This window comes from Aeromicrobium sp. (assembly GCF_037719875.1).
Lineage (GTDB): Bacteria > Actinomycetota > Actinomycetes > Propionibacteriales > Nocardioidaceae > Aeromicrobium.
On record NZ_JBBJMJ010000008.1, the window covers coordinates 114,081 to 137,852 of the forward strand.

Annotated in this window: 21 protein-coding genes, 2 pseudogenes and 2 riboswitches; of the genes and pseudogenes, 6 read left to right on the top strand and 17 right to left on the bottom strand. The window is 70.3% G+C overall.

Features of this window, described 5'->3' with window-relative positions; all coding sequences use genetic code 11:
• Positions 1 to 2: 2 nt before the first annotated feature.
• The gene (locus tag WKF39_RS09855) at positions 3 to 1,490 is read left to right on the top strand and encodes a cobyric acid synthase (protein ID WP_340387854.1); all 1,488 of its coding nucleotides are present in this window, start codon (positions 3 to 5) and stop codon (positions 1,488 to 1,490) included.
• Complete coding sequence (locus tag WKF39_RS09860) at positions 1,487 to 2,221, top strand: cobalt-precorrin-6A reductase (RefSeq protein WP_340387856.1); 735 nt, start codon at positions 1,487 to 1,489, stop codon at positions 2,219 to 2,221. Before WKF39_RS09855 ends, WKF39_RS09860 begins: the two co-directional genes overlap by 4 nt.
• On the opposite strand, the gene WKF39_RS09865 is transcribed toward WKF39_RS09860, so the two are convergent.
• Together WKF39_RS09865 and WKF39_RS09870 are read right to left on the bottom strand one after the other, a co-directional pair.
• Positions 2,205 to 2,516, bottom strand: a complete 312-nt coding sequence (locus WKF39_RS09865; protein ID WP_340387857.1) for an SDR family oxidoreductase — start codon at positions 2,514 to 2,516, stop codon at positions 2,205 to 2,207. The two genes, WKF39_RS09860 and WKF39_RS09865, sit on opposite strands and share 17 nt — an antisense overlap.
• The gene (locus WKF39_RS09870) at positions 2,513 to 3,445 is read right to left on the bottom strand and encodes a cobalamin biosynthesis protein (RefSeq protein WP_340387859.1); all 933 of its coding nucleotides are present in this window, start codon (positions 3,443 to 3,445) and stop codon (positions 2,513 to 2,515) included. Before WKF39_RS09870 ends, WKF39_RS09865 begins: the two co-directional genes overlap by 4 nt.
• A gap of 60 nt (positions 3,446 to 3,505) precedes the next feature.
• On the opposite strand from WKF39_RS09870, the gene cobU reads away from it, so the two are divergent.
• Positions 3,506 to 4,036, top strand: a complete 531-nt coding sequence (cobU, locus tag WKF39_RS09875) for a bifunctional adenosylcobinamide kinase/adenosylcobinamide-phosphate guanylyltransferase (protein WP_340387861.1) — start codon at positions 3,506 to 3,508, stop codon at positions 4,034 to 4,036.
• A 136-nt stretch (positions 4,037 to 4,172) separates the two neighbouring features.
• Here cobU and WKF39_RS09880 read toward each other — a convergent pair whose 3' ends face one another.
• The 10 genes and pseudogenes from WKF39_RS09880 to WKF39_RS09925 form a co-directional block, all read right to left on the bottom strand.
• Complete coding sequence (locus WKF39_RS09880; protein WP_340387863.1) at positions 4,173 to 4,928, bottom strand: adenosylcobinamide-GDP ribazoletransferase; 756 nt, start codon at positions 4,926 to 4,928, stop codon at positions 4,173 to 4,175.
• Between the two features lie 4 nt (positions 4,929 to 4,932).
• Positions 4,933 to 5,952, bottom strand: coding sequence for a nicotinate-nucleotide--dimethylbenzimidazole phosphoribosyltransferase (gene cobT / locus WKF39_RS09885; protein WP_340387865.1), 1,020 nt, complete (start codon positions 5,950 to 5,952; stop codon positions 4,933 to 4,935).
• The gene (locus WKF39_RS09890; RefSeq protein WP_340387867.1) at positions 5,949 to 6,740 is read right to left on the bottom strand and encodes a CbtA family protein; all 792 of its coding nucleotides are present in this window, start codon (positions 6,738 to 6,740) and stop codon (positions 5,949 to 5,951) included. Before WKF39_RS09890 ends, cobT begins: the two co-directional genes overlap by 4 nt.
• Positions 6,741 to 6,810: 70 nt before the next feature.
• Positions 6,811 to 7,020: a CbtB-domain containing protein gene (locus WKF39_RS09895; RefSeq protein ID WP_340387869.1), complete on the bottom strand. Its 210-nt coding sequence runs from the start codon at positions 7,018 to 7,020 to the stop codon at positions 6,811 to 6,813.
• Between the two features lie 142 nt (positions 7,021 to 7,162).
• Positions 7,163 to 7,645 carry a histidine phosphatase family protein gene (locus WKF39_RS09900; RefSeq protein ID WP_340387871.1) on the bottom strand — a complete coding sequence of 161 codons (483 nt, stop codon included), beginning with the start codon at positions 7,643 to 7,645 and terminating at the stop codon, positions 7,163 to 7,165.
• The gene (cobA, locus tag WKF39_RS09905) at positions 7,642 to 8,388 is read right to left on the bottom strand and encodes a uroporphyrinogen-III C-methyltransferase (RefSeq protein ID WP_340387894.1); all 747 of its coding nucleotides are present in this window, start codon (positions 8,386 to 8,388) and stop codon (positions 7,642 to 7,644) included. Before cobA ends, WKF39_RS09900 begins: the two co-directional genes overlap by 4 nt.
• A 9-nt stretch (positions 8,389 to 8,397) precedes the next feature.
• Positions 8,398 to 8,637 (bottom strand): annotated as a pseudogene (locus tag WKF39_RS09910) (NAD(P)-dependent oxidoreductase); the annotation flags it as partial.
• Positions 8,628 to 11,066: a cobyrinate a,c-diamide synthase gene (locus WKF39_RS09915; RefSeq protein WP_340387873.1), complete on the bottom strand. Its 2,439-nt coding sequence runs from the start codon at positions 11,064 to 11,066 to the stop codon at positions 8,628 to 8,630. The pseudogene WKF39_RS09910 and the gene WKF39_RS09915, both read right to left, overlap by 10 nt.
• Positions 11,060 to 11,674, bottom strand: coding sequence for a cob(I)yrinic acid a,c-diamide adenosyltransferase (gene cobO / locus WKF39_RS09920; protein ID WP_340387875.1), 615 nt, complete (start codon positions 11,672 to 11,674; stop codon positions 11,060 to 11,062). The genes WKF39_RS09915 and cobO overlap by 7 nt, the downstream gene beginning before the upstream one ends.
• Positions 11,674 to 13,695 carry a magnesium chelatase subunit D family protein gene (locus WKF39_RS09925; RefSeq protein ID WP_340387876.1) on the bottom strand — a complete coding sequence of 674 codons (2,022 nt, stop codon included), beginning with the start codon at positions 13,693 to 13,695 and terminating at the stop codon, positions 11,674 to 11,676. Before WKF39_RS09925 ends, cobO begins: the two co-directional genes overlap by 1 nt.
• Before the next feature lie 45 nt (positions 13,696 to 13,740).
• Positions 13,741 to 13,894, bottom strand: a riboswitch (cobalamin riboswitch).
• Between the two features lie 17 nt (positions 13,895 to 13,911).
• Between WKF39_RS09925 and cbiE the strand changes: the two genes are divergently transcribed.
• Both cbiE and cobM read left to right on the top strand, forming a co-directional pair.
• Entirely contained in the window at positions 13,912 to 15,126 is a 1,215-nt protein-coding gene (gene cbiE / locus WKF39_RS09930) for a precorrin-6y C5,15-methyltransferase (decarboxylating) subunit CbiE (RefSeq protein ID WP_340387878.1), read from the top strand.
• The gene (cobM, locus tag WKF39_RS09935; RefSeq protein ID WP_340387880.1) at positions 15,123 to 15,881 is read left to right on the top strand and encodes a precorrin-4 C(11)-methyltransferase; all 759 of its coding nucleotides are present in this window, start codon (positions 15,123 to 15,125) and stop codon (positions 15,879 to 15,881) included. Before cbiE ends, cobM begins: the two co-directional genes overlap by 4 nt.
• 49 nt (positions 15,882 to 15,930) lie before the next feature.
• Here the strand turns inward: cobM and cobJ are convergent, their stop codons facing one another.
• From cobJ to WKF39_RS09960, 5 genes and pseudogenes are all read right to left on the bottom strand, one after another.
• Positions 15,931 to 16,686, bottom strand: coding sequence for a precorrin-3B C(17)-methyltransferase (gene cobJ / locus WKF39_RS09940; RefSeq protein ID WP_340387882.1), 756 nt, complete (start codon positions 16,684 to 16,686; stop codon positions 15,931 to 15,933).
• Between the two features lie 104 nt (positions 16,687 to 16,790).
• Positions 16,791 to 17,459, bottom strand: a pseudogene (locus WKF39_RS09945) (precorrin-2 C(20)-methyltransferase); the annotation flags it as partial.
• Entirely contained in the window at positions 17,456 to 18,106 is a 651-nt protein-coding gene (locus tag WKF39_RS09950; RefSeq protein WP_340387884.1) for a precorrin-8X methylmutase, read from the bottom strand. The pseudogene WKF39_RS09945 and the gene WKF39_RS09950, both read right to left, overlap by 4 nt.
• Positions 18,103 to 18,981 carry a nitrite reductase gene (locus WKF39_RS09955; RefSeq protein WP_340387886.1) on the bottom strand — a complete coding sequence of 293 codons (879 nt, stop codon included), beginning with the start codon at positions 18,979 to 18,981 and terminating at the stop codon, positions 18,103 to 18,105. The genes WKF39_RS09950 and WKF39_RS09955 overlap by 4 nt, the downstream gene beginning before the upstream one ends.
• Positions 18,982 to 19,020: 39 nt before the next feature.
• Positions 19,021 to 19,410 carry a hypothetical protein gene (locus WKF39_RS09960; RefSeq protein WP_340387888.1) on the bottom strand — a complete coding sequence of 130 codons (390 nt, stop codon included), beginning with the start codon at positions 19,408 to 19,410 and terminating at the stop codon, positions 19,021 to 19,023.
• Between the two features lie 76 nt (positions 19,411 to 19,486).
• A riboswitch (cobalamin riboswitch) is annotated at positions 19,487 to 19,615 on the top strand.
• Between the two features lie 25 nt (positions 19,616 to 19,640).
• Between WKF39_RS09960 and WKF39_RS09965 the strand changes: the two genes are divergently transcribed.
• A partial coding sequence (locus tag WKF39_RS09965) for a cobaltochelatase subunit CobN (RefSeq protein ID WP_340387890.1) occupies positions 19,641 to 23,772 on the top strand: 4,132 nt, incomplete at its 3' end.

Sequence of the window (23,772 nt, forward strand, 5' to 3'; positions counted from 1 at the left end):
TCATGACCGGACGCCTGCTGGTCGCGGGGACGACCTCGGATGCCGGCAAGAGCATCCTCACGACGGGGCTGTGTCGAGCCTTTGCGCGCCGAGGACTGAAGGTCGCGCCGTTCAAAGCGCAGAACATGTCCAACAACTCCATGGTGTGCGCGGCGCCCGGTTCGACTGCCGAGATCGGCCGGGCGCAGTGGGTCCAGGCGATTGCTGCCGGGGCAGAACCCGAGGCAGCGATGAACCCGGTCCTGCTCAAGCCCGGCGGCGACCGGTCGAGCCATGTCGTGGTCATGGGCCGGCCGGCCGGAGAGATCACGTCCGCTGAGTTCATCGGTGGCCGGACCCACCTGGCGGAGGCGGCCCACGCGGCATACGACGACCTCGCCTCCAGGTTTGACCTGGTCGTGGCTGAGGGCGCCGGCAGCCCGACCGAGATCAACCTGCGGGCCGGCGACTACGTCAACATGGGTCTGGCGCGGCATGCAGACATGCCCACGATCGTGGTTGGCGACATCGATCGTGGTGGGGTCTTCGCTGCGATGTACGGCACCGTGGCGCTGCTGTCGCCGGAGGATCAACGCCTGGTCGCTGGGTTCGTGGTCAACAAGTTCCGCGGCGACCAGTCATTGCTCGGGCCGGGCCTCGGCCGACTCGAAGAGCTGACCGGCCGCAGGGTCTTCGGCGTGTTGCCGTGGAGCCCCGATCTCTGGCTCGACTCCGAGGACGCCCTCGATCTGGACGGGCGGCGTGCGCTCGACCGCGGAGCGGCGCTCCGGGTCGCGGTCGTGCGGCTGCCACGCATCAGCAACTTCACCGACGTCGATGCGCTGGGCCTCGAGCCCGGGCTCGACGTCGTGTTCGCCAGCGATGCCCGCGCGGTCGGCGATGCCGACCTGATCGTCCTGCCCGGCACCCGCGCCACGATCTCGGACCTGGCCTGGCTGCGCTCTCGCGGCCTCGATCGGGTCATCCTCGACCATGCCGCGGCGGGCCGTCCGCTCCTCGGCATCTGCGGCGGCTTCCAGATGCTCGGGCAGAAAATCGCCGATCCCGACGGGGTGGAGGGTGAGCCGGGCGCACAGGTGGACGGCCTCGGTCTGCTCGACGTCAGCACGACCTTCGGTGCGGACAAGGTGCTGCGCCTGCCGACCGGGACGGCCCTGGGCGCCGACGCCTCCGGCTACGAGATCCATCACGGCCGGATCACCCGCGGGGCCGCGGATGACTTCCTAGGTGGCGCGACCGCCGGCAACGTCTTCGGCACCATGTGGCACGGCAGTCTCGAGAGCGATGCATTCCGCCGCGCGTTTCTCGCCGTCGCCGCCAAGCTCGCCGATCGACACTACGAGCCGTCGACCGTGAGCTTCGCCGAGCGCCGCGAGGCCCGGCTCGACCTGTTGGGTGACCTGGTCGACAAGCACCTCGACGTCGACGCCTTGTTGGAGCTCGCCACCTCCGGCGTGCCCGATCTGCGGGTCCTCCCGCCGGGACCATGACAGTCCTGCTGCTGGGTGGCACCGCCGAGGCCCGCGAACTGGCCGTGCTGTTGCAGGGTGCCGGCGTACGCTTCGTGTCTTCGCTCGCCGGCCGGGTCGCGCGGCCCAGGCTCCCGGTGGGTGCCGTGCAGATCGGCGGCTTCGGCGGCGTGGACGGACTGCGGTCCTATCTCATGGAGATGCGGATCTCGGCAGTCATCGATGCGACGCATCCGTTTGCGCAGGGAATGAGCGCCAATGCGCTGGCCGCCTGCACGGCTGACGCGGTTCCGCTGCTGCGGCTCGAGCGGCCGGGGTGGGCAGATGCGCCGAGCGCCGACGGATGGCACTGGGTCGACGACCACGACGCGGCCGCCGAGCTCGCGGCGACGTTGGGGCGACGCCCGTTCCTCACCGTCGGACGTCAGGCGCTCGGCCATTTCATGGGACCCCTGACCGACGCGTCCGCGCTGGTGCGGGTCGTCGATGAGCCCGACATGCGGCTGCCGGAGGGATGGACACTGCTGCTGAGTCGGGGGCCCTACACGCTGGACGGCGAGCGTGAGCTGATGGCAGATGTCGATGTTCTCGTCACGAAGGACTCCGGTGGGACCTACACGTGGCCCAAGATGCAGGTCGCGGAGGAGCGGGGCATCCCCGTCGTGATTGTGCGACGGGGCGCGGCCCCGACCGGCGTCCAGGTGGTCAGGGACCCGGCGGCCGCCGCCGCCTGGGTCACATCCCGCCGGTGACCCGGATCGTGGTCGCGGTGATGTAGGACGCCTCGGGTCCGAACAGCCAGGTCACCACGCCCGCGATGTCGGCAGGCTCCCCGGCTCTTCGGAGGGGCCTGAACAGGGCGTCGAGCCCCTCGGCGGTCGTGGCATCGGCTTGCACGACCCGCACCGCCTCGAGCTCATCGGCGAGCGCGGCAGCGGCAGAGTGGTCACGCACATACGACGCGATCACGACGTGACCGTCCGCGACGAGGGCGCGGGTGATGCCGGCGCCGATGCCGCGGGTACCGCCGGTGACGATCGTGATCACCTGGGCCGCCTGATGGCGATCGCGACGCTGATCGCCAGAGAGCCGAGGCCGACGGCATCGGCAAGGCGTACGGCGCGATCGATGTCGGCCGGGAGCGCGACCGGCCCGTCGCCGAGGGTCGGGCGGCGCTCGACCCGATCGCCGTAGGTGTTGGTCCCGCCCAGCTGGACGCCCAGGGCCCCGGCAAAGGCCGCCTCGACGGGGCCGGCGTTGGGACTGGGATGCCGGTGCGCGTCCCGGGTCCAGGTCGTCAGCGCCGAGCTCGGACTGCCGCCGACGAGGGGGGCGAACGCCGCGGCGATGAGCGCCGAGAGGCGGGCCGGCACGAGGTTGAGCAGGTCGTCGAGGCGTGCTGCGGCCCAGCCGAACTCGCGATAGCGCGGGTTCCGGTGACCCACCATGGCATCGAGGGTGTTGACCGCGCGATAGGCGACCATGCCACCGACCCCGCCGACGGCACCTGCGAGCAGCGGGGCGACGACGGCGTCCGAGGTGTTCTCCGCGACGGACTCGACGGTGGCCCGGGAGATCTCCTGGGCATCGAGGTGGGTCGGATCCCGGCCGACGAGGTGTGTCAGCTGCTCGCGGGCGGCAGGCAGGTTGTCGGCGTCGAGCCAGACACGCACGTGCTCGGCCTCGCGGGCGAGTGACCGTCCGCCGATCACAGCCCAGGTCGTCGCGGCGGTGACGAACGTACGAGCAAGAGGTCGGTCACGGGTCAGTCGGTCCGCCATCAGGCCGGCCGCCCCGGCGCCGCCGACCAGCACAGCGACGTAGGCCGCGCCGGTGATCCGGTCGTCGCCGTAGACCCTGTGCTCGACATCGAGCGCGATGGTCCCGAAGGTCGCGACGGGGTGGTGGCGTACCGGATCGCCGAAGACCCGGTCGGCGGCAAAGCCGAGCGCGAGTCCCGCTGCCCGTGCGCGCATCCGGACACCTTTCACTGGCTGCTGTGGTCGGTAAGGTGAGTCCGACAGTAGCGAGGTGCGATGAAGGTTCTGGTCACGGGCGGTGTGCGCTCGGGGAAGTCGTTCCATGCCGAGTCGATGCTGCTCGCCGAACCTGTGGTCACCTACGTCGCCCCGGGACCGGAGGCCGACGTCGACCTTGATCCCGAATGGGCAGCCCGGGTGGCGGCCCATCGCGCGCGGCGGCCCGCACACTGGACTACGGTCGAGACCACGGACCTGGCGATGGCGCTCCGTGAGTCCGAAGGAGCCGTGCTGGTCGACTGTCTCGGCACCTGGCTGACCGCGGTGATCGACGAGCTCGACGGTTGGGACGCGGTGCGCGAGGACTGGGAGCCCGTGCTGCTCGAGCGCCTCGCTGACATCCTCGCCGCGATCTCGGAGCATCAGGGCACGTTCGTCGCGGTGACCAACGAGGTCGGCATGAGTGTCGTGCCCGAATATCGCTCGGGGCGGGTCTTCCGCGATCTGCTCGGCACGGTCAACCAGCGGGTCGCCGAGGAGTGTGAGGACGTGCTCCTGGTCATCGCGGGTCGGGCGCTCAGGCTCTGATCCGACCGACGGTTTACCACGGTCCCTACGCAAGCCGTTGATCTTCCCTAGGCAACCGTCGTCCGCCCGAGGACAATTTGCCGCGGGCGGACGACGCTTGCGTAGGGACCGTGGTAAACCGCTGGCGCGGGTGGGTTCAGCAGGCCGCCACGAGCATCGCGGCGAGAGTGACCTCGATCGCCGCGCCGAACACGTCGCCGGTGATCCCGCCGAACCGGCTGACGCAGCGGCGAGTCAGTGCCGATCCCGCGGTGAGGCCGGCCGCGGCGACCACGAGGCCCTGCCACCAGGGCTGGCCGGCCCAGTCGAGCGCGGCAATGCACAGAGCGGTGACCAGCAGCCAGACGAACCCGGTCGCCGTGCGCCCGACCGTCCCGGCGTAGGTCACGGCGAGTCCATCCTTGCGCGCCGCCGCCACGCCACGCGCGCAGGTCACCGACAGGATCGCCCGCGAGCAGCACACCAGCAATCCCGCGACGACCGGCCCGCGAGGCGCCGACACCAGCGCCGACAGGGCGGCGGCCTGGCTGCCCAGCACCACGACGAGAGCAGCGGCGCCGGCTGGACCTGCAGTGCCGCCTTTCATGACTGCCAGGGAACGCTCGGGGTCGTAGGACGCGGTGAGTCCGTCTGCGACGTCGGAGAGCCCGTCCAGGTGCAGCGCCCGGCTGCCGAGCGCGAGTGCGCCGACTGCGATGAAGCCGACCGCGAGTGGTGCCAGCTCCAGCTCGCGACCGCCCCAGCAGATCAGCCCGACGAGCAGGCCCAGCGGCACGACGGCGAGGGGAGCGAGCAGCATGGCCCGCCCAGCGACGACTCCGTCGACCACCGACGGAGGCGGCCAACGCCACGCCGTCAGGGTGCCGGCGGCCAGTCGCCAGGAGTCGATCACGGGGTCACAGGTCGGCGAGCAACGCCACGTCGGCGAGCAGCAGGGCCGCCGACCGGATGAGCGGGACTGCCGCGACCGCGCCGCTGCCCTCGCCCAGGCGCATACCGAGGTCGAGGAGCGGCTCGAGACCGAGCTTGTCCAGGGCCAGGGTCTGCGCCGGCTCGGTCGACCGGTGACCGGCGGCAAACCATGCCGCGGCTCCGGGTGCGAGCCGGTCGGCCATGACACCTGCGGCCACCGAGATGACGCCGTCGAGCAGCACGGGTACGCCTGCGCGGGCGGCGGCGGCCATGAAGCCGGCCGACGCAGCCAGGTCGGCGCTGCCGAGTGCCGTCAGGGTGTCGACCGGGTCAGCCGAACGATCGCCGGCGCGATCCAGCGCCTGCTGGATGACCGAGATCTTGCGCGCGAGTCCGTCCTCGTCGACTCCTGTCCCACGCCCGGCGACCTCGGCGGCCGGAAGCCCGAAGGAGGCGGCGATGAGCGCGGCGGCGGGCGTGGTGTTGCCGATGCCCATGTCGCCGCTGATCAGCAGCTGAGCCCCGGCGGCAATCTCCTCGGCCGCGACGGTCTCTCCCGCCGCGATCGCGGCACGCGTCTCCTCGGGGGAGAGCGCATCCTCGAGGTGGATCGCGCCACTGCCACGACGGATCTTGTATGCCGTCACGGCTGCGTCGACTCCCGCGAGGTCGTCGTCGACCCCCAGGTCCAGGACCCGCACGGACACGTCGTGCTGCGCCGCGAGCACCGAGACCCCCGCCCGGCCCCGCAGGAAGGTGCGCACCATGGCCGGGGTGATGGACTTGGGGAACGCCGAGACCCCATGGTCGGAGACCCCGTGGTCGCCGGCGAAGATGACCGCGCGCACGTTGCTGATGGGCGCTGGTGGCACGGCACCCTGGGTGGCGGCGACCCATACGGAGAGCTCACCGAGCCGGCCGAGGGCGCCCGGTGGAGTGGCAAGACCAGCCAGGCGTTCGGCGGCCGCGCTCCGGGCCTCAGCCGACGGGGGTGGGACGCTCACAGGCTTGCCGCCAGGTCCTTGCGGGCGGCTGCGCGGGACTCCTGGGCGTACAGCCTGCCGATCAGGCCCGCCAGGATCAGCCCCAGGGATCCCCACATGGCGGCGTTGGTCAGCAGCGATGCCCGGCGGAAGTACCAGAGGGTGTCGGCAGGGAAGTCGCCGATCTCGTTGACCGTGGGCAGCAGGAGTCCGGCCACGATGACGATCAGCAGGTAGGTGCCACCGGTCACGAGCAGCGTGCGGTAGGTCCCCAGGTTGCCGAGCAGCCTTCGGGCCAGCAGCACCACCCCGATCGCAGCCAGCAGGGAGATGGCTTGCATCGCGAAATAGGTGAGGGTGCGGTCGCCGATCGTGTCGGGATTGCCGACCGCGGGTGGGGTGGCCGGATACTTCAGGAACGGGACGAGCCACACCGCGACGAATCCGATCAGGGCGATGACAGCCGTCGACTGGCCAGGGCTCATGCGTCCGAGGCGGCCCACGGCAAAGGCGGAGACGAGGCCGATGACGCCGCCGATAGCGGTGCTGACGGCAAGGATCCCGGTGGCGAGTCCCCAGGTCGACTGGGTGTCGCGGGACACCACGGTGTCGGCGTCCTCCTCCGCGTGTGAGTGAGAGTGCCCGTCGTCGGCCGTGCCCTCGGCGGAGGCTGCTGCGGAGCCGGCTTCTTCGACGGCGATCGCCGCCTCGACCTGGGGCTCTCCGACCGTGTAGGCGACGGCGAAGGAGATGAAGCCAGCGAGCAAGCCGGCGAGGAGGCCGCGGATCAGGAAATTGGATGGGGTCATCGTGTGCAGGTCCGTTCAGGTACGCAGACAGCCCGACCGCCGCAGGGGCCGGTCGGTCGAGGGGAGTGGATCAGTGACAGGGGTAGCCGAGGAGGTGGCGTCCATCGTGGACCCACTCGTGGATGGCATTGCCTGACGGGATCGACACGATGCCCTGATCGGCGCTGATGAAGAACAGCACGATGGCGGCGATGAGGAAGACGAACGCGGCCCACGGGGCGAGCTCGGCGACGGGAATCGACGGAATCTCGAGTTCGGGGGTGGCGGTGAGCTGCGACATGGATTCTCCTGACGGGATGATTGCGTCCCAGGGATGGATGAAATCCGAGGCTCTGGGTCTGGCTCCACTCGCTGGCGCGGGTGTCACAGTAGCGCTACTGCGCCGGACTCACACCGGCTTCCTCGACCTCGGTGATCACATCCTAGGGATGACCCTCAGCGGCGGTCAATGGGGGGCCCGTGACACTGATCCGTCGGGTCTCGGGATCCACCGAGGTGATGCTGCCGTTGTCCGGGAGCTCGGGCCGCTGACCGCTGAGCAGTCCGACCGCGAGGCCGATCGTGTCGCCGTGGCTGACCACCACGGTGTCGTCAGGCAGGTCGCGCTCGAGGATCTGCTGGACCCGCACGAGCACCGAGGTCATGGTCTCCTCGAGGCCCTTCTCGAGCAGCAACGGCTCGGTCTGCACCTCGAGGTCGAGGCGGTCGCCGATGATCGTCGCAGTCTCGAGGGCGCGAACGGCCGGCGAGCTGAGTATGTGTACGACGCGACGGTCCGCGAGCGACTCGGCTGCCGCGGCCGCCTGCTCGCGTCCCAGATCGGTCAGGGGTGGGCTGAGCTCGTGTCCTTGCAGCCGGTCGAGGACGTTCCAGGTGGACTGGCCATGTCGCACCCACAGGATCACGCGTCCGGTCCGATCTGCAGGCCGTCGATGGCGGCGACGGGTCCGATGACCGCGACTGCGGGCGCTCCGAGGTCAGCGGCAGCCACGTCGATCGTGGCGACTGTCGCGCGTACGACCCGCTGGCTCGGCATCGTGCCGTCGGCGACGACTGCGGCAGGGGTCTCGGGGTCGAGCCCGCCCTCGACGAGGGCCGCACAGATTGCGCTCAGCGTGCGTACGCCCATGAGGATCACGATCGTCGTGCCGGAGGCGGCCAGCGCGGCGTAGTCGAGTGTGCTGTCGTTGTGCCCTGGGGGGACGTGGCCGGAGATGACCGTGAAGCCCTGGGTCAGGCCGCGGTGGGTGACCGGGATCCCGGCCATGGCGGGCGCGGCGATCGCAGACGTGACGCCCGGGATGACCCGTGCCTCGACACCTGCCTCGAGGCATGCCAGCAGCTCCTCGCTGCCGCGGCCGAAGACGAAGTTGTCGCCACCCTTGAACCGCACGACGTGACGTCCCGACTTGGCATGTTCGACCAGGAGCTGGTTGATCTCGTCCTGGCTCGTCGACCGCCCGCCGGGGATCTTGGCGACGTCGATGATCTCGGCGTCGGACCCGGCCCAGGCGAGCGCGGCGAGGGGCGCCAGTCGGTCGGTCACGATGACGTCTGCACGCTCGATCGCTTCGCGCCCGGCCACGGTGACGAGCCCGGGGTCACCGGGACCGCCGCCGACGAGGGTCACCGAGCCCGTGCCCAGGATGCGCTCGGCGTGGGTGTCGGGAGTGTGGGCCGTGAGCACGATGCCCGCCGTCTGCACGTCAGCGAGCTCGGGCTCGCGGGCATACCAGGTGATCAGCCCCCTGGTCGCGAGGTCCTCGATCGTCGCGGTGACCGTGGGGGCGACCACCGTGACGAGCGCTCCGGCCTCGAGCAGTGTCGCGGCCTGTCCGGCGGCACGGGCATCGCCGCCGATCACGAGCGCCGGCGTCCCGGCGGCGATCAGCTCCATGGTCCCTCGATCCGCAGTGTCGCGAGCAGCTTGCGGGTGGTGTCCGGTCGGCGCACGGCGATGCGTACCCAAGAGCCGTCCAGACCCGGGAAGGTGTCGGCCCGGCGTACGGCATAGCCGGCTGAGCGGAGGCGGGCATGCGCACTGATCCTGGCCAGCACGAAAGGGGCCGAAGGTGCCACGAAGGGGATGCCGAGCTCGGTCAGTCCGTCGGTCAGGACGGCGCGGTGCTGCGCGATGCGGGCCGTACGCCTGGCGGCCTCGGCCTGGCCTTGTTCAGAGGCGGTGGCGACCATCGCGGCGATCGCCTGGGTGGACACCGACCACGGCGACTGTTGGGTCCGCAGGTCGTCAAGGAGGTGCCTCGAGCCGAGGACATAGCCGGCGCGAATGCCCGGGATCGACCACAGCTTGGTGAGGCTGCGGACGACCAACAGGCCCGGCAGGTGGGCGCCGGCGAGTGAGTGTTGCTCGCCGGGAACCGAGTCCATGAAGGCCTCGTCGACTGCCACGACGCGACCGGGCCTGACCAGGTCACGGATCGTGTGTGCGGAGTGCAGGACGCTGGTGGGATTGGTCGGATTGCCGATCAGCACGAGATCGGCGTCATGGGGGACGCGGCCGGGCTCGAGGGTGAAGCCGTTGTCCGCATCGAGCAGGACATGCTCCGGGACGTGTCCTGCCGCCCGGAGCGCGGCATCGGGCTCGGTGAACTGCGGGTGGATCACGACAGGTCTGCGCCACGGCCGGGCGCGGGCGATCAGGCTGAATGACTCGGCGGCGCCCGCGGTGGTGAGCACTTCCTCGACGGCTCGGGAGTGGCGGCGTGCGATGGCGTGCTCGGCGGCGGCGGGGTCCGGATAGGCGCCGATGTCATCGAGGCTGCTCCGGAGTGCGTCGTCGAGCCATGCGGGGCGCACGTCGTCGTGGATGTTGACCGCGAAGTCGACCAGACCTGGAGCAAGCTCCTTGTCCCCATGCCACGCCCAGGCCTCCGGCCTGCCCCGAGGCTCCGCCTCGGCTGCGCTTCGCGCAGGCGTGTGTCCTCGCTTCGCTCGGACCTGTATCTCCCGTCGGGCAGTGGTTGGGTCATGTGCGTGGACGGCGTCGGCGAACCTCTGGGCGATGTGCGGGTGGCCGGCCCAGTGGGTGTGCAGGTAGGACGCGTGCAGCGTCGCGGAGCCGAAGCCGTGCGGCCTGCCCTCGACGAGCCAGGCAGGCTCGCCGGCCGCCGGGGTGACTGTCGTCCGGTGGAATTCATGACCCGTGACACGGGTGCCCGCGGACCCGCCGAGCTGATCGGCCGGGACGATCGCCGTTCGATAGGACAGCGTGAGCTTGGAGGTCATCACGGCGTCGGCGTCGAGCGCGCCGACCATCGGTGATCCGTCGACCGTGCGGCAGAGATAGAGCAGACCCGCGCACTCGGCGACGGTCGGCAGGCCCGAGTCGACCGCCGTCCGCAGCGCGGACCGGAGCGGCTCGTTGGCGGCGAGCCCGGCGGCGTGCACCTCGGGGAATCCGCCTCCCAGATAGAGGCCGGCCGTGCCCACGGGGAGCGCGTCCTCCAGGAGCGGGTCGAAAGTGACGACGTCGCACCCGGCTGCGCGCAACAGCTCCTCGGTCTCGGTGTAGCGGAAGGTGAACGCCCGGCCGCCGGCCATCGCCACGACCGGGCGCCTGTCGGAGGGTGCGCTGACCTGGGCTGCGGCGTCCCACGGCTCGGCATCGAGATCCGGCGCCGAGCGGGCCAGCTCGAGCAACCGGGCAAGGTCGACCCTGTCGGCGATCTGGGCGGAGAGCCGGTCGAGGGCATGGGCGGCATCGGCACGCTCTGCGGCCGGGACGAGTCCGAGGTGACGTGACGGTGCCACGATGCCGTCGTCGCGCTGCAGCACGCCGAGCACTGGCAGGCCGGTCGACTCCAGCGCGCTCACGACCTCCGTCGCATGTCGGGGGGATCCGGCCTTGTTGAGGATCACGCCGACGATCCGTACGGACGGGTCGAATGCGATCATCCCCTGCACGACCGCGGCGATCGAGCGCGAGGCGTGCGAGATGTCGACCACGAGGACCACGGGCGTACGCGTGAGGGTGGCGACGTGAGCCGTCGAGGCGAACCCGTCGCCACCTATCTGCCCGTCATAGAGGCCCATGACACCCTCGACGATCGCGAGGTCGGCGCCGCGAGCCCCGTGGAGGAGCAGCGGAACGAGCCGATGCTCTCCGACGAGGTGCGGGTCGAGGTTGCGACCGGGCCTGCCGGTGGCGAGGGCGTGATAGCCCGGGTCGATGTAGTCCGGGCCGACCTTGTGGCCCGAGACCTGGTGCCCCGCGCGCGACAGTGCGGCCATCAGGCCGGTGGCGACGGTCGTCTTGCCGTGACCTGAGGCGGGAGCCGCGATGACGAGGCGGGGCAGGCCTACCATTCGATGCCCCTCTGGCCCTTTTGGCCGTGATCGAACGGATGCTTGATGTGCTGCATCTCTGTCACCAGGTCGGCGATCTCGACGAGGCGAGGATCGGCGCGTCGGCCGGTCACCACGACGTACTGGCGGCCGGGCCGGTTGCTGAAGGTCTCCAGGACGTCGTCGACATCGATCCAGCCCCATTGCATGGGATAGGTGAACTCGTCGAGGACATACAGGTCGTGCGTCTCGGCCGCGATGCGCCGCTTGATCTCGGCCCACCCCTCGATCGCGTCGGCGGCGTGGTCCTCGGTCGAGCCTTCCTTGCGCGACCACGACCAGCCGGAGCCCATCTTGTGCCACTCGACCGGGCCGCCCTCGCCGGTCTCGGCATGCAGCTCGCCGAGTCGCTCGAGCACGGTCTGCTCGCCGATGCGCCACTTGGCGGACTTGACGAACTGGAAGACCCCGATGTCCCAACCTTGGTTCCACGCGCGCACGGCGAGGCCGAATGCGGCGGTGGACTTGCCCTTGCCGTCGCCGGTGTGGACCATCAGGAGCGGCCGGTTGCGACGCTCCTTGGTCGTGAGGCCGTCGTCGGGGACAGTGAGTGGCTGGCCCTGGGGCATCAGGCCGCTCCCTTCACGAGGGCGGTCAGTGCTGAGGCGTTGATCTCGCCGAGCGGGACGTACTCCGCCATGAGGTGCTCTGCGAGATGGTGGGCCAGGCCCATCCGGAACCGCCCGGTCTCGCAGTCGATGACCAGGCTCGCGACGCCGGTCGCACCCAGGTGCTTCGCGACCTGGTGAGCACGACCGGTTGCGTCGTCGCCGTATGTCGCTCGGCCATCGGTGATCACGACCAGCAGTGGCCGCCGACGTGGATCGCGCACGCGTTCGAGCCGCAGCACGTCGGTGGTCTTGAGCAGCGCTTCGGCCAGCGGCGTACGCCCACCGGCCGGCAGCTCGGCCAGCCTGGTCGCGGCGATGTCGATCGAGCCGGTCGGGGGAAGTGCCAGCTCGGCGCTGTCATGACGGAACGTGATGAGGCCGACCTTGTCGCGGCGCTGGTAGGCGTCCATCAGCAGCGACAGGATCGCGGTCTTGACCTGCTCCATCCGCTTGCGGGCCGCCATCGAGCCCGACGCGTCGACGCAGAAGAGGATCAGGTTGGACTCGCGCCCTTCCTTGACGGCGAGTCGCAGGTCGTCGGACTCGAACGCAAGGCCTTGCCCCAGACGGCCGCGGGCGACTTGATGTGGTGCCGCCGCGCGGATCGTCTCCATGAGGTGGATCGAGCCGCCCTGGCCGGTACGCCGGGCAGCACCGATGCGCCGACCGGTCTCGGTGATCGCCCGGGACCGCCGGCCTGACTCGCCCGCGCCGGTGCCGCCGACCGTGAACAGGCGGGGGCGGTAGGGCTGCTGCGCCCCCGCGACGGTGTCCTCACCCGCGGAGGGACCCTCCACTCCCCGTTGGGAGTGACGCTCTTGAGGATCTTCGGGGCGTGTCGCATCAAGAGTGTCACTCTCAGCGCCGTCGGCGGCGCCGCCGGTGGGTGCGTCGGGCTTGGCGTCGGGCTTGGAGTCGGGCTCGGCGGTTTGGGACTCCTCCCGGTTGCCCTCTGGTGGCGGGGGCGGCTCGTCGTCGCCGAGGATCTGGTCCAGCAGGTCCTCGTCGATGCCGGGGGCGTCGAACGGGTTGCGGCGGCGGCGATGCGGCAGGGCCAGCCGCGCCGCTGCGCGGATGTCCTCGCGTCCGACGACGGTACGCCCGTGCCATGCGGCGTGAGCGGCGGCGGCGCGGGCGGTGACGATGTCGGCGCGCATGCCATCGACCTCAAAGGCCGCGCAGACCTCAGCGATCTTGAGCAGCGCCCAGTCGGTCAGGTCGACCTGCTCGACGAGCTTCTGCGCGCCCTCGATGCGCGCGGTCAGCGCCGCCTCGTCGTCGGCGAACCGCTCACCGAACGCGTCAGGATCGGTTTCGTATGCGAGCCGGCGGCGTACGACCTCGACCCGTGCTGCCGGATCCCTCGGCGCCGCGACCTCGACCGTGAGGCCGAAGCGATCGAGCAGCTGCGGGCGGAGCTCGCCCTCTTCGGGATTCATCGTGCCGACCAGGACGAACCGAGCGGCGTGCTCGACCGAGACCCCGTCACGCTCGACCGTCGACCGGCCCATCGCTGCGGCGTCGAGCAGCAGGTCGACGAGGTGGTCGTGCAACAGGTTGACCTCGTCGACATAGAGGATGCCGCGGTGAGCGCGGGCCAGGAGCCCCGGCTCATACTCGGTCACGCCCTCGGACAGCGCCTTCTCGAGGTGCAGCGATCCGAGCACGCGGTCCTCGGTGGCGCCGACCGGCAGCTCGACCAGGCGTACGGGCCGGGTCTCGACGTCGACATCAGCGGCGAACGGGCCGTCCGGCGACAACGGAGTCGATTCGTGCGGGTCGGTCGAGAACCGATCGCCCGCGATGACGTCGATCGGCGGTAGGACAGCCGCGAGGGCGCGGACCATGGTCGACTTGGCCGTGCCCTTCTCGCCGCGGACCAGCACCCCGCCGATCGCTGGCGAGATGGTGGACAGGGTCAGGGCCAGCGCCATGTCGCCTGCGCCGACGACGGCACTGAAGGGGTAGTGCTGTGGCATAAGGGGCTCCCGCTCGATCTGCCATCGATGACGGGCGCGGTTGCGTCCGCCGGGCAGCCTCGAGGCCGGTCTTCGGACTTCCCGGTTTCCCCTTGCAGGGTTACGGGTCACCGCAGCGGGCCCTGTGCCGGAATTGCACCGGCTTCCCGATTCTCCCCGCGGCTTGCGCGTATGGGGCACCTCGAGTCTGTGGTTGTCACGATAGCGTCATGGCCCATGAGCCCACAGGTCACGGTCGTTGGTATCGGCGCCGATGGCTGGTCAGGGCTGACGAGTGCTGCCAAGGCCTTGGTCCAGTCCGCCGACGTCGTGCTGGGGGGTGAGCGGCACCTCGAGATGGTGCCGGCCGCCGATGGCCAGACCCGCGAGTCATGGCCGTCACCGCTGCGCGAGGGACTCCCCGCGCTGCTCGCGAAGCACGACGGGCGCACGGTCGTCGCGCTCGCCTCGGGCGATCCGCTGGTCTCGGGCATCGCTTCGACGCTCGTCGAGGTGTTGGGGTCCCACGCGGTCGAGGTCGTCCCGGCGCTGTCGTCGGTCGCGCTCGCCCGGGCTCGTATGCGCTGGTCAGCCGAGTCGACCGAGGTCGTGACGCTGGTCGGCCGGGATCCACACCTCGTAGCGCGCTCCCTCGCACCCGGACTGCGGCTGCTGGTGCTGTCCTCCGACGGCTCGACTCCGGCCGAGGTCGCCTCGCTGCTGACGGCCGCGGGCTACGGAGCGAGTCCGATGACCGTGCTGGCCGACCTTGGCTCGGACACCGAATCGCATACGGACGGGGTCGCTGCAACCTGGGGTGCCGAGAGGTCCCCCGATCTCAACGTCGTCGCGGTGCACCTGGTCAGCTCGGGCGCTCGTGCGCTGGGCTTCACCGCAGGACTCCCTGAGGACGCCTTCGACCACGACGGCCAGATCACCAAACGCGACGTACGTGCCTCGGCGCTGGCCCGCCTCATCCCGATGCCCGGCCAGCTGCTGTGGGATGTCGGTGCCGGGGCTGGATCGATCGCGATCGAGTGGATGCGCGCTCACCCGACCTGTCGCGCCATCGCGGTCGAGGCGCGCGAGGACCGGGCCGCGCGGATCGCCGGCAATGCCTTGACGCTGGGCGTGCCGGGGCTCGAGGTCGTGACGGGCCGGGCTCCCGAGGCGCTGGCCGGGCTCGAGCGGCCGCACGCAATCTTCATCGGTGGTGGTGCAACCGAGACCGGACTCATCGACGACTGCTGGGACGCGCTCCGCCCCGGCGGTCGCCTCGTGATCCATGGTGTGACCCTCGAGACCGAGGCCGTCCTGGCCGTGAGCTTTGCGCAGCAGGGCGGCGAGCTGACCCGACTCCACGTCGAGCACGCCGAATCGATCGGGTCGTTCACCGGCTGGACCCCATCGAGGGCGATCACGCAGTGGTCCGTGACGAAGGGCCAGGGATGACGGTTCACTTCGTCGGTGCCGGACCGGGAGCGGCCGACCTGATCACGTTGCGAGCGGTCGCGCTGCTCCGTGCAGCGGACGTGTGCATCTATGCCGGCACCTACATAGATCACGCCGTGCTCGGCCACTGCCCCAGTGATGCGCAGCTCATCGACACCCAGGACCTCGACCTCGACCAGATCACGCAGCGCATCGTCGATGCGCACACGGCCGGGCTCGAGGTCGTACGCCTGTGCTCCGGCGATCCGTCGATCTACTCCGCACTGCACGAGCAGACCAAGCGGCTCGATGCGCAGGGTGTGCCGTGGGACGTGACGCCCGGGGTGCCGGCCTATGCAGCCGCAGCAGCCCTCCTGGGTGCTGAGCTGACCGTGCCCGAAGTGGTCCAGTCGGTGGTGCTCACCCGCACCCAGGCGAGGTCGACGGCGATGCCATCGGGTGAGGCGTTGGCGAGATTTGCATCGACCGGGTCGACGCTCGTCCTGCACCTCGCGATCACGCGCACCCGTGCACTGGTCGACGAGCTCGCCGAGTCTTACGGCGCCGACTGCCCGGTCGCGGTCGTGGCCAACGCGAGCCAACCGACTGAGGTCGTCCTTCGCGGCACCCTTGGCGACATCGCCGCGCAGGTCGAGGGCGCAGGGCTGCGTCAGGCCGCAGTGATCCTCGTCGGTCAGGCGCTCGCCGAGGACGTACGCGGCGGGGAGTCCCATCTCTATGACCCCGCTCGTGATCGCTCGCGTCGCCACCCGTGACGCCATCCCACCTGTGTGCGCGTTGGCACTGCCGTGATGACGTCCCGGGTCAGTCGGTGAAGCGCGGGGTCCAGACCTGACCTGTCGCGGTCACCCGGGTGTTGCTCGCACCGATCAGGAGCAGGCATTTCATGTCGATCGAGTCGGGCTCGAGCTCGGCGAGCGTGGTGACGGTGAGCGACTCCTCCGTACGCCCGATGTCGCGGCCGATCACGACAACGGTGTCACCCGAGCGATGCTCGAGCAGGATGGCCTGTGCGTCGGCGACCTGGGTCGTGCGTGATCGCGAGGCAGGGTTGTAGATCGCAAGCACCAGGTCGGCACCGGCCACCGCGCGCAGCCTCTGCTCGATCAGCGACCATGGCTTGAGCCGGTCCGACAGGCTCATGACCGCGAAGTCGCCACCGATCGGCGCGCCGGCACGGGCCGCGACAACCTGCACGGCGGACAGCCCGGGCAGCACCCGGATCGGCACCTCGGCATACTCCTCGTCCTCGGCCGCCTCGAAGACAGCGGCGGCCATGCCGAAGATGCCCGCATCGCCACCGGACACGACTGCGACGCTTTGCCCGCTCTTCGCGAGATCGAGGGCCAGCCGGGCCCGGTCGACCTCGACGGTGTTGCCCGACGCGTGTCGGGTGAGACCCTCGCGTTGCGGGACCCGGTTGACGTAGGGCGCATAGCCCACGACGTGCTGGACACCGGCCAGCGCTTCGGAGACCTCGGGGGTGATCCAGCTGTCCGGCCCGGGTCCGAGCCCAACGATGAGCAGGGGCGGGACGAGAAAATCTGGTTTTGGCTGCACCGTTGCGGACAAGACCAGATTTTCTCGTCCCGCCGCGACCGGCTGGTGTCACCCGCGACGACGATGAGGGAGAAGTACGGCACGGTGGCCGGGTCGACCTCGCCGACCGGCAGCCACCGCTCCTCGGGCATCGAGGCCCGTTCGACATACAGGGCCCCGTCGAGCCGGCCGGCCTGGCGAAGCGCCGAGACCACGGTCGGGAAGGTGCGCCCGAGCTTCATGATGATGGCACCGTCGGTGTCGGCGAGTCTCCGCGCCAGCTCGGCCTCGGGCAGCGTGCCGGGCAGGATCGTCAGGACGTCGGTCTGCCGCACCAGCGGCAAGGCCACTGCCGCGGTCGCCGCCGCAAAGGACGTGACCCCCGGCACGACCTCGGTCCAGAAGCGGTCCGAGAGCCGGTCGTGCATGTACATGTAGGACCCGTAGAACAGCGGATCGCCCTCGGCGAGCACCACGACGGTGCGGCCGGCCTCGAGGTGCACGGCGAGTCGGGATGCGGACTGCTCGTAGAACTCCGCCATGGCGCCGGCGTAGCCACCGGGGTGCTCGGTGGTCCCGGTGGTCACGGGATAGCGGAGCTCCTCCTCGATGACACCGGCCGGGATGAGGTCGGCGGCGATCCGGCGAGCGTTCGACTGCTTGCCGACCCCGGCGTGGAACGCGATGACGTCGGCCTCGGCGATCAGCCGGGCGGCCTTGCGGGTGATGAGCTCGGGGTCGCCGGGACCGAGCCCGACGCCATAGAGCCGTCCTGTGCCGCGGCGCCCGGTCACTCCCGCTCCTGAGCCAGGGCGTTGAGGGCCGACGCAGCCATCGCCGACCCGCCGCGGCGACCGTGCACCGTCAGGTAGGGGATCCCCAGCGAGAGCGACGCCAGCGCCTGCTTGGACTCGGCCGCCCCGATGAACCCCACCGGAGTGCCGATGATCGCGGCGGGCCGTGGCGCTCCGTCCAGCAGCATCTCGAGCAGGTGAAAAAGTGCTGTCGGCGCATTGCCGAACGCGACCACGGCCCCGTCGAGCTGATCGGCCCAGAGTGACACCGCCGCTGCCGACCGGGTTGTCGCCCACTCCTTGGCCAGCCCCGGCACCCGCTCGTCACGCAGGAAGCAGAGCACGGCGTTGTCGGCGGGCAGGCGGGCCCGGGTCACGCCGGAGGCCACCATCGTGGCGTCGGTGAGGATCGGCGCTCCCGCCGCGAGCGCGGCCCGGGCCGCCCGGGCCAGGTCGGGATGGATGTCGAGGTCCCGCGTCAGGTCGATCTGGCCGCACGCATGGATCATGCGAACCGCGACCTTCTCGGCGTCTGCCGGCAGGTGCGTCAGATCGGCCTCGGCTCGGATCGTCGCGAACGAGTCGACATAGATCGCGGGACCATCGTCGACGTAGTCGAAATGGCGACGTGGTTGTTGGGGATTCACGTGCTCTCCAGGTCGGGAATGATGATGCTTCGCCACGGCGTCACGATCACCTCGGTTCCGGCCCGGGCCAGGACAGCCTGGGCCAGCTCGGGAGTGAGGAGACCGGCCGGCACCGCGAGGTGCTCGGCACGGCTGCCGTCGTCCTGCGCGATGATGCCGTACGGCTGCGGGAGCCCGGTGACCTGGGTGCGCAGGTCGCGTGCGTGATGGATGCCGGTCAGCTCGGCGCCGCCTCGCGGCAGCTCATCGAGGTGCCACAAGGCTGACTCGCCTTCGCCGTTGATCCGGAGGAACGCGCGAGCGTAGGCCAGCAGGGCCTCGGGTGCTTCCTCACGTGTTGCCAGCTCGCCCCAGTGATGCGAACCGATGCGGATCTGGACCGTGTCGGGGTCGATCGCCATCACGCCGAGGTCCAACGAGCGGGAGGCCAGGTCGCCACGCCCGTCATCGAGCACGAACAGGAATCGTCCGGCCAGGCCTGCGAGCTCCGGATCGGCGCAGAGCTGTCGATCGAGCTCGCGGGCCGTCGCCCGCAGATCGGCCCGGCCACCACTGCGCCCGGTCAGCGGCGACACCATGATGTTGCGGACCAGCTCGTGGGTCACAGACGGCAACAGGCCGACCCCGGCCAGCGCATCCACGAGCTCGCCCGGCACGCACCCGCCGGAGTGTGCGATGCCCCGCAGCTGCAGGTTGGTTCGTTTGGTCAGGTGGATCGTGCCGTCGGCATGCTCCTGCGCGATCCCGATCAGGGCGCGCAGTGACGAGGTCGGCAGGACGCCGCCGACGAGCCGCAGCCGCACGAGCGCACCGTCGTCCGCGATCCACGGACGCAGCACGCCAGGGCAACGGTCGTGATGGGAGCGCTTCGTCACCGGATCATGGTGACATGCGCGTCCTGAGTGACCCGGCGGCTACTTCCCGCGCGGACGGTTTCGGGCGCGTTCGACTCGTGCCTTGACGCGTCGGGCCTCGAACTCCTCCGAGGTCGTCGCCTTGCTGAGGTCAGCATCCTTGATCAACGTCGGGAGGCCGATGTCGACGGCTGGGAAGGCCTCCACGGGCTCCCCTGCTGCCAGCACGACGTAGATGGGCTCGCCCTGGTGCATCTGTCGGAGGACGGATCCGCCCACGATCGTCGCGGCCTTGGCGAAGGCCTTGCGCCGCTGCAGCTGAGCCTGGGCCTTCTTGGCGGCTGCTTCGGCGGCCGGCCGGCCAGCCCGCTCCCACGCGATCTTGGCCTGCGGGCCGTACTTGACGGCGAGCTTGCTGCCCTTCTTGGCGGCCGGTCCGATCCAGCTCATGATGGCCTCCTCGTCGACGGCGCTCAGCACTCATCGTGCCACTGCGCGATGACCGGTGCATGTGCTGGTGCCGGCCGCCCGCGAGTAGGCTGACGGCATCCGCTCGCCGCGGATCCAGGAACTCGGTGCAAGTCCGAGGCGGTTCCGCCACTGTGAAAAGGCCGAGAGGCCAAGCCAGACACTGACCGCGGCGACTCCCACCACGCGGGGCGTGAACCCCGAGGAGGAACATGACGCGCATCGCGTTGCTGTCCACGTCCGACACCGACCTGTTGTCGGCCCGTGCGAGTGGGGCCGACTACACATATGCCAATCCGTCCCGCCCCGGGCACCAGGACATGGCCGCGGCGATCGAGGCCGCGGATCTCGTCGTCGCGCGCATCCTCGGATCTCCGCAGGACCTCTGCGAGGGATTCGCCCGCATCCGCGCGACGGGCAAGCCGATGGTCGTCCTCGGCGGCGAGCAGACCCCCAACGCCGAGCTGATGGAGCAGTCGACCGTGCCGATCGGCGTATGCGCCGACGCCCACGTCTATCTGGCAGAGGGCGGCCCGGCCAACCTCGCCCAGCTGCACGCCTTCTTGTCCGACACCGTCCTGCTGACCGGCGAGGGCTTCGAGCCACCTGCGGTCCTTCCCGAATGGGGAGTTCCTCAGCGAGGTCAACATCTCGCCGAAGCAGGGCTCGAGTTTCAAGAACGTCAGTTGCGTTCCTCGAGGCCCAAGATCGGCATCCTGTACTACCGGGCGCACGAGGCTTCCGGCAACAGCGGATTCGCGCATGCCCTCGCCGACGCGATCGATGCGACCGGCGAGGCGTACGGCGTGCCGATCTTCTCCTCCTCCCTGCGCGCGGCACCCGATGACCTGTTCGTCGAGCTCGGCCGGCTCGACGCGCTGGTCGTCACGGTGCTCGCGGCCGGCGGCACCAAGCCCGGCACCGTGAGCGCAGGCGGTGACGACGAGGCCTGGGACGTCGAGCGCATGAAGGCCCTCGACATCCCGATCCTGCAGGGTCTCTGCCTGACCTCGAGCCGCGAGGACTGGGCGGCCTCCGACGACGGCGTCACTCCGCTGGACTCGGCGAGCCAGATCGCGATCCCCGAGTTCGACGGGCGGATCATCACGGCGCCGTTCTCGTTCAAGGAGATCGACGAGGACGGCCTCCCGCGCTATGTCGCCGACCCCGAGCGGAGCGCCCGGGTCGCGGGCATCGCGGTGGCCCATGCGCGGCTGCGCCACATCGCCCCTTCGGATCGCAGGATCGCGGTCATGCTCTCGGCCTATCCGACCAAGCACTCCCGCGTCGGCAACGCGGTTGGGCTCGACACCCCGGTGTCGGCCATCCGCCTGCTCCGCGCGATGCGCGACGAGGGTTATGACCTCGGGGCGCCCGGCGCTGTGCCGGGCCTCGACCTCGAGGACGACACCGAGGCAGGCAACACGTTGATCCACGCGCTGATCGCCGCTGGCGGCCAGGACGAGGAATGGCTGACGGGTGCACAGCTGAGCCAGAGTCACATCCGCATCCGCGCGGAGCAGTATGCCGAGTGGTTCGAAGCGTTCGATCCTGCCCTGCAGGAGGCAATGACCGCGACCTGGGGGGCGGCCCCGGGCGAGCTGTTCGTCAATGACCAACACGAGATCGTGCTGGCCACGATCCAGGCCGGCAACCTGGTGATCCTGATCCAGCCGCCACGCGGCTTCGGGGAGAACCCTGTCGCGATCTACCACGACCCCGACATGGCGCCCTCGCACCACTACCTCGCGGCCTACCGCTGGCTCGAGGCCGGCGTCGACCAGGCGGGCTTCGGCGCGCATGCCGTGGTCCACCTCGGCAAGCACGGCTCGATGGAGTGGTTGCCGGGCAAGAATGCCGCGCTGTCCGCCTCGTGCGCCACGGATGCCGCGATCGGCAACCTGCCCCTGATCTATCCCTTCCTGATCAACGACCCCGGCGAGGGCGCGCAGGCCAAGCGGCGGGCGCACGCCACGATCGTCGACCACCTCATCCCCCCGATGGCACGCGCCGAGTCCTACGGCGACATCGCCAGGCTCGAGCAGCTGCTCGATGAGTACGCCAACATCGCAGCGATGGACCCGGCCAAGCTGCCCGCCATCAGGGCCCAGATCTGGACCCTGATGCAGGCCGCCCAGATGCACCAGGACCTCGGGCTGGAGGAGCGCCCCGACGACGAGGCGTTCGACGACTTCATCCTGCACGTCGACGGCTGGCTCTGCGAGGTCAAGGACGCTCAGATCCGGGACGGTCTGCACATCCTCGGCCAGGCGCCGCAGGGTGAGGCGCGGGTCAATCTCGTGCTCGCGATCTTGCGGGCGACCCAGATCTGGGGTGGCGACACCGGCTCGCTACCGGGGCTGCGTGCGGCCCTCGGCCTCAAGGAGGGGGCGGCCACGACCGCGGTCGACGCGATCGAGACCCAGGCCAAGGCGCTGGTCCAGGCCATGGAGGATTCCGGTTGGGATGCCTCGACGGCCTCGACGGTTCATGGCGATCCCTCCGTCATCAGCATCCTGGAGTTTGCCGCCAACGAGGTCGTCCCCCGACTCGCGAAGACCACTGATGAGATCGGCGCTGTCCTGCACGCCCTCGATGGTGGCTTCATCCCGGCCGGTCCGTCAGGTTCGCCGCTGCGCGGGCTGGTCAACGTGCTGCCGACCGGGCGCAACTTCTACACCGTCGATCCCAAGGCCGTGCCGTCCCGCCTGGCGTGGGAGACCGGCCGGGCCATGGCCGACTCGCTGATCGAGCGCCACCTCGCGGACACCGGCGAGCACCCCCGCTCTGTCGGCCTCTCGGTGTGGGGCACGTCAGCGATGCGTACGTCCGGGGACGACATCGCCGAGGTGCTGGCCCTGATCGGCGTCGAACCGGAGTGGGACGAGGCATCACGCCGGGTCAACGGCCTGCGGATCGTCCCGCTCGACGAGCTCGGTCGGCCGCGGATCGACGTCACGGTGCGGATCTCCGGATTCTTCCGCGACGCGTTTCCGCACGTCATCGCGATCCTCGACGATGCGATCCGCCAGGTCGCTGAGCTCGACGAGCCCGATGACCGCAACTACGTGCGCGCGCACGCCCAGCGTGATCTCGCCGAGCACGGTGACCAGCGCCGGGCCACGACGCGCATCTTCGGCTCGAAACCAGGTTCTTATGGTGCCGGCATCCTGCAGGTCATCGAGGCCGGCAACTGGCGCGACGACAACGACCTGGCCGAGGTCTACACCGCCTGGGGAGGCTTCGCATACGGCCGGGACCTCGACGGGGCGCCCGCGGCCGACGACATGCGAGCCAACTATCGGCGCATCGCGGTCGCCGCCAAGAATGTCGACACGCGTGAGCATGACATCGCCGACTCCGACGACTACTTCCAGTACCACGGCGATGACCACGGTCCGCGCGCTCACCGGCACGAACCGAAGGCCTACGTCGGCGATCACTTCGACGCCGTCCGCACCCGCACCCTCGCCGAGGAGACGCGCGAGCTTCCGCCTGCGGGCCAACCTGCGCTGGATCGCAGCGATGCAGCGTCACGGCTACAAGGGCGCCTTCGAGCCGCTGCGACCGTCGACTACCTCTTCGGCTTCGACGCCACCGCCGGCGTCGTGCACGACTGGATGTACGAGAAGCTGGCGACCGAATACGTCCTCGACGAGACCAACCAGGCCTCCTGCGCACCTCCAACCCTTGGGCTGCGCGGCATCGTCGAGCGACGGCACGAAGCTGCCGAGCGTGGTCTCAAGCCGAGCCGGACCCCGAGTCATGGCCGCGATGCAGCAGGTTACCTCGAGGTGGAGGGCGACTCCGAGGACGTGGCCCCCGCAGAAGGTCTGGGTCCCGGGGTCGGCATGGGGCCGCAGCACATCACCCCGAGGTGGCCGACGCCTTGTGGTCTTGCGACTACGTCGTTGCGGCGGACAAGGGCGCCCCCAGTCGGCACCGACGGGTTGCTCGTTGCCCGTCGGCCATCGCTGCGGCGTACGCCGGAGCTGGTCGCCGTCCCGGACCCGCCGCGCGACCGCGCCGACCCGGCCGACCTCCGGGCCGTGCGCGATCACGAGGCCGCGCTGCGCTACGAGGAGGTGCTGCGCGAGCGCGGTGGGACCGCGGCCTTCCTCGTGTGGGGCGACCCGTCGCTCTACGACTCGACCATCCGCATCGTCGAGGGGCTCGCGACGCGGCTGGAGCTCGACCACGACGTGCTGCCCGGGATCAGCGCACCGCAGCTCCTCGCCGCGCGACACCGGATCGTGCTGCACGACGTCGGGGCTCCGGTGCACGTCACCACAGCTCGACGGCTGCGCGAGGACATCGCGGCCGGCCAGACGAACCTGGTCGTGA

What these genes read in the sequence shown, in the direction of transcription:
- WKF39_RS09855 (WP_340387854.1), top strand. Translation starts at nt 3, where the DNA reads ATGACCGGACGCCTGCTGGTCGCGGGGACGACCTCGGATGCCGGCAAG.
- WKF39_RS09890 (WP_340387867.1), bottom strand. Translation starts at nt 6,740, where the DNA reads ATGACCCCATCCAATTTCCTGATCCGCGGCCTCCTCGCCGGCTTGCTC.
- WKF39_RS09895 (WP_340387869.1), bottom strand. Translation starts at nt 7,020, where the DNA reads ATGTCGCAGCTCACCGCCACCCCCGAACTCGAGATTCCGTCGATTCCC.
- cobM (WP_340387880.1), top strand. Translation starts at nt 15,123, where the DNA reads ATGACGGTTCACTTCGTCGGTGCCGGACCGGGAGCGGCCGACCTGATC.
- cobO (WP_340387875.1), bottom strand. Translation starts at nt 11,674, where the DNA reads ATGCCCCAGGGCCAGCCACTCACTGTCCCCGACGACGGCCTCACGACC.
- WKF39_RS09960 (WP_340387888.1), bottom strand. Translation starts at nt 19,410, where the DNA reads ATGAGCTGGATCGGACCGGCCGCCAAGAAGGGCAGCAAGCTCGCCGTC.
- WKF39_RS09870 (WP_340387859.1), bottom strand. Translation starts at nt 3,445, where the DNA reads ATGCGCGCACGGGCAGCGGGACTCGCGCTCGGCTTTGCCGCCGACCGG.
- cbiE (WP_340387878.1), top strand. Translation starts at nt 13,912, where the DNA reads ATGAGCCCACAGGTCACGGTCGTTGGTATCGGCGCCGATGGCTGGTCA.
- WKF39_RS09915 (WP_340387873.1), bottom strand. Translation starts at nt 11,066, where the DNA reads ATGGTAGGCCTGCCCCGCCTCGTCATCGCGGCTCCCGCCTCAGGTCAC.
- WKF39_RS09860 (WP_340387856.1), top strand. Translation starts at nt 1,487, where the DNA reads ATGACAGTCCTGCTGCTGGGTGGCACCGCCGAGGCCCGCGAACTGGCC.
- cobU (WP_340387861.1), top strand. Translation starts at nt 3,506, where the DNA reads ATGAAGGTTCTGGTCACGGGCGGTGTGCGCTCGGGGAAGTCGTTCCAT.
- WKF39_RS09925 (WP_340387876.1), bottom strand. Translation starts at nt 13,695, where the DNA reads ATGCCACAGCACTACCCCTTCAGTGCCGTCGTCGGCGCAGGCGACATG.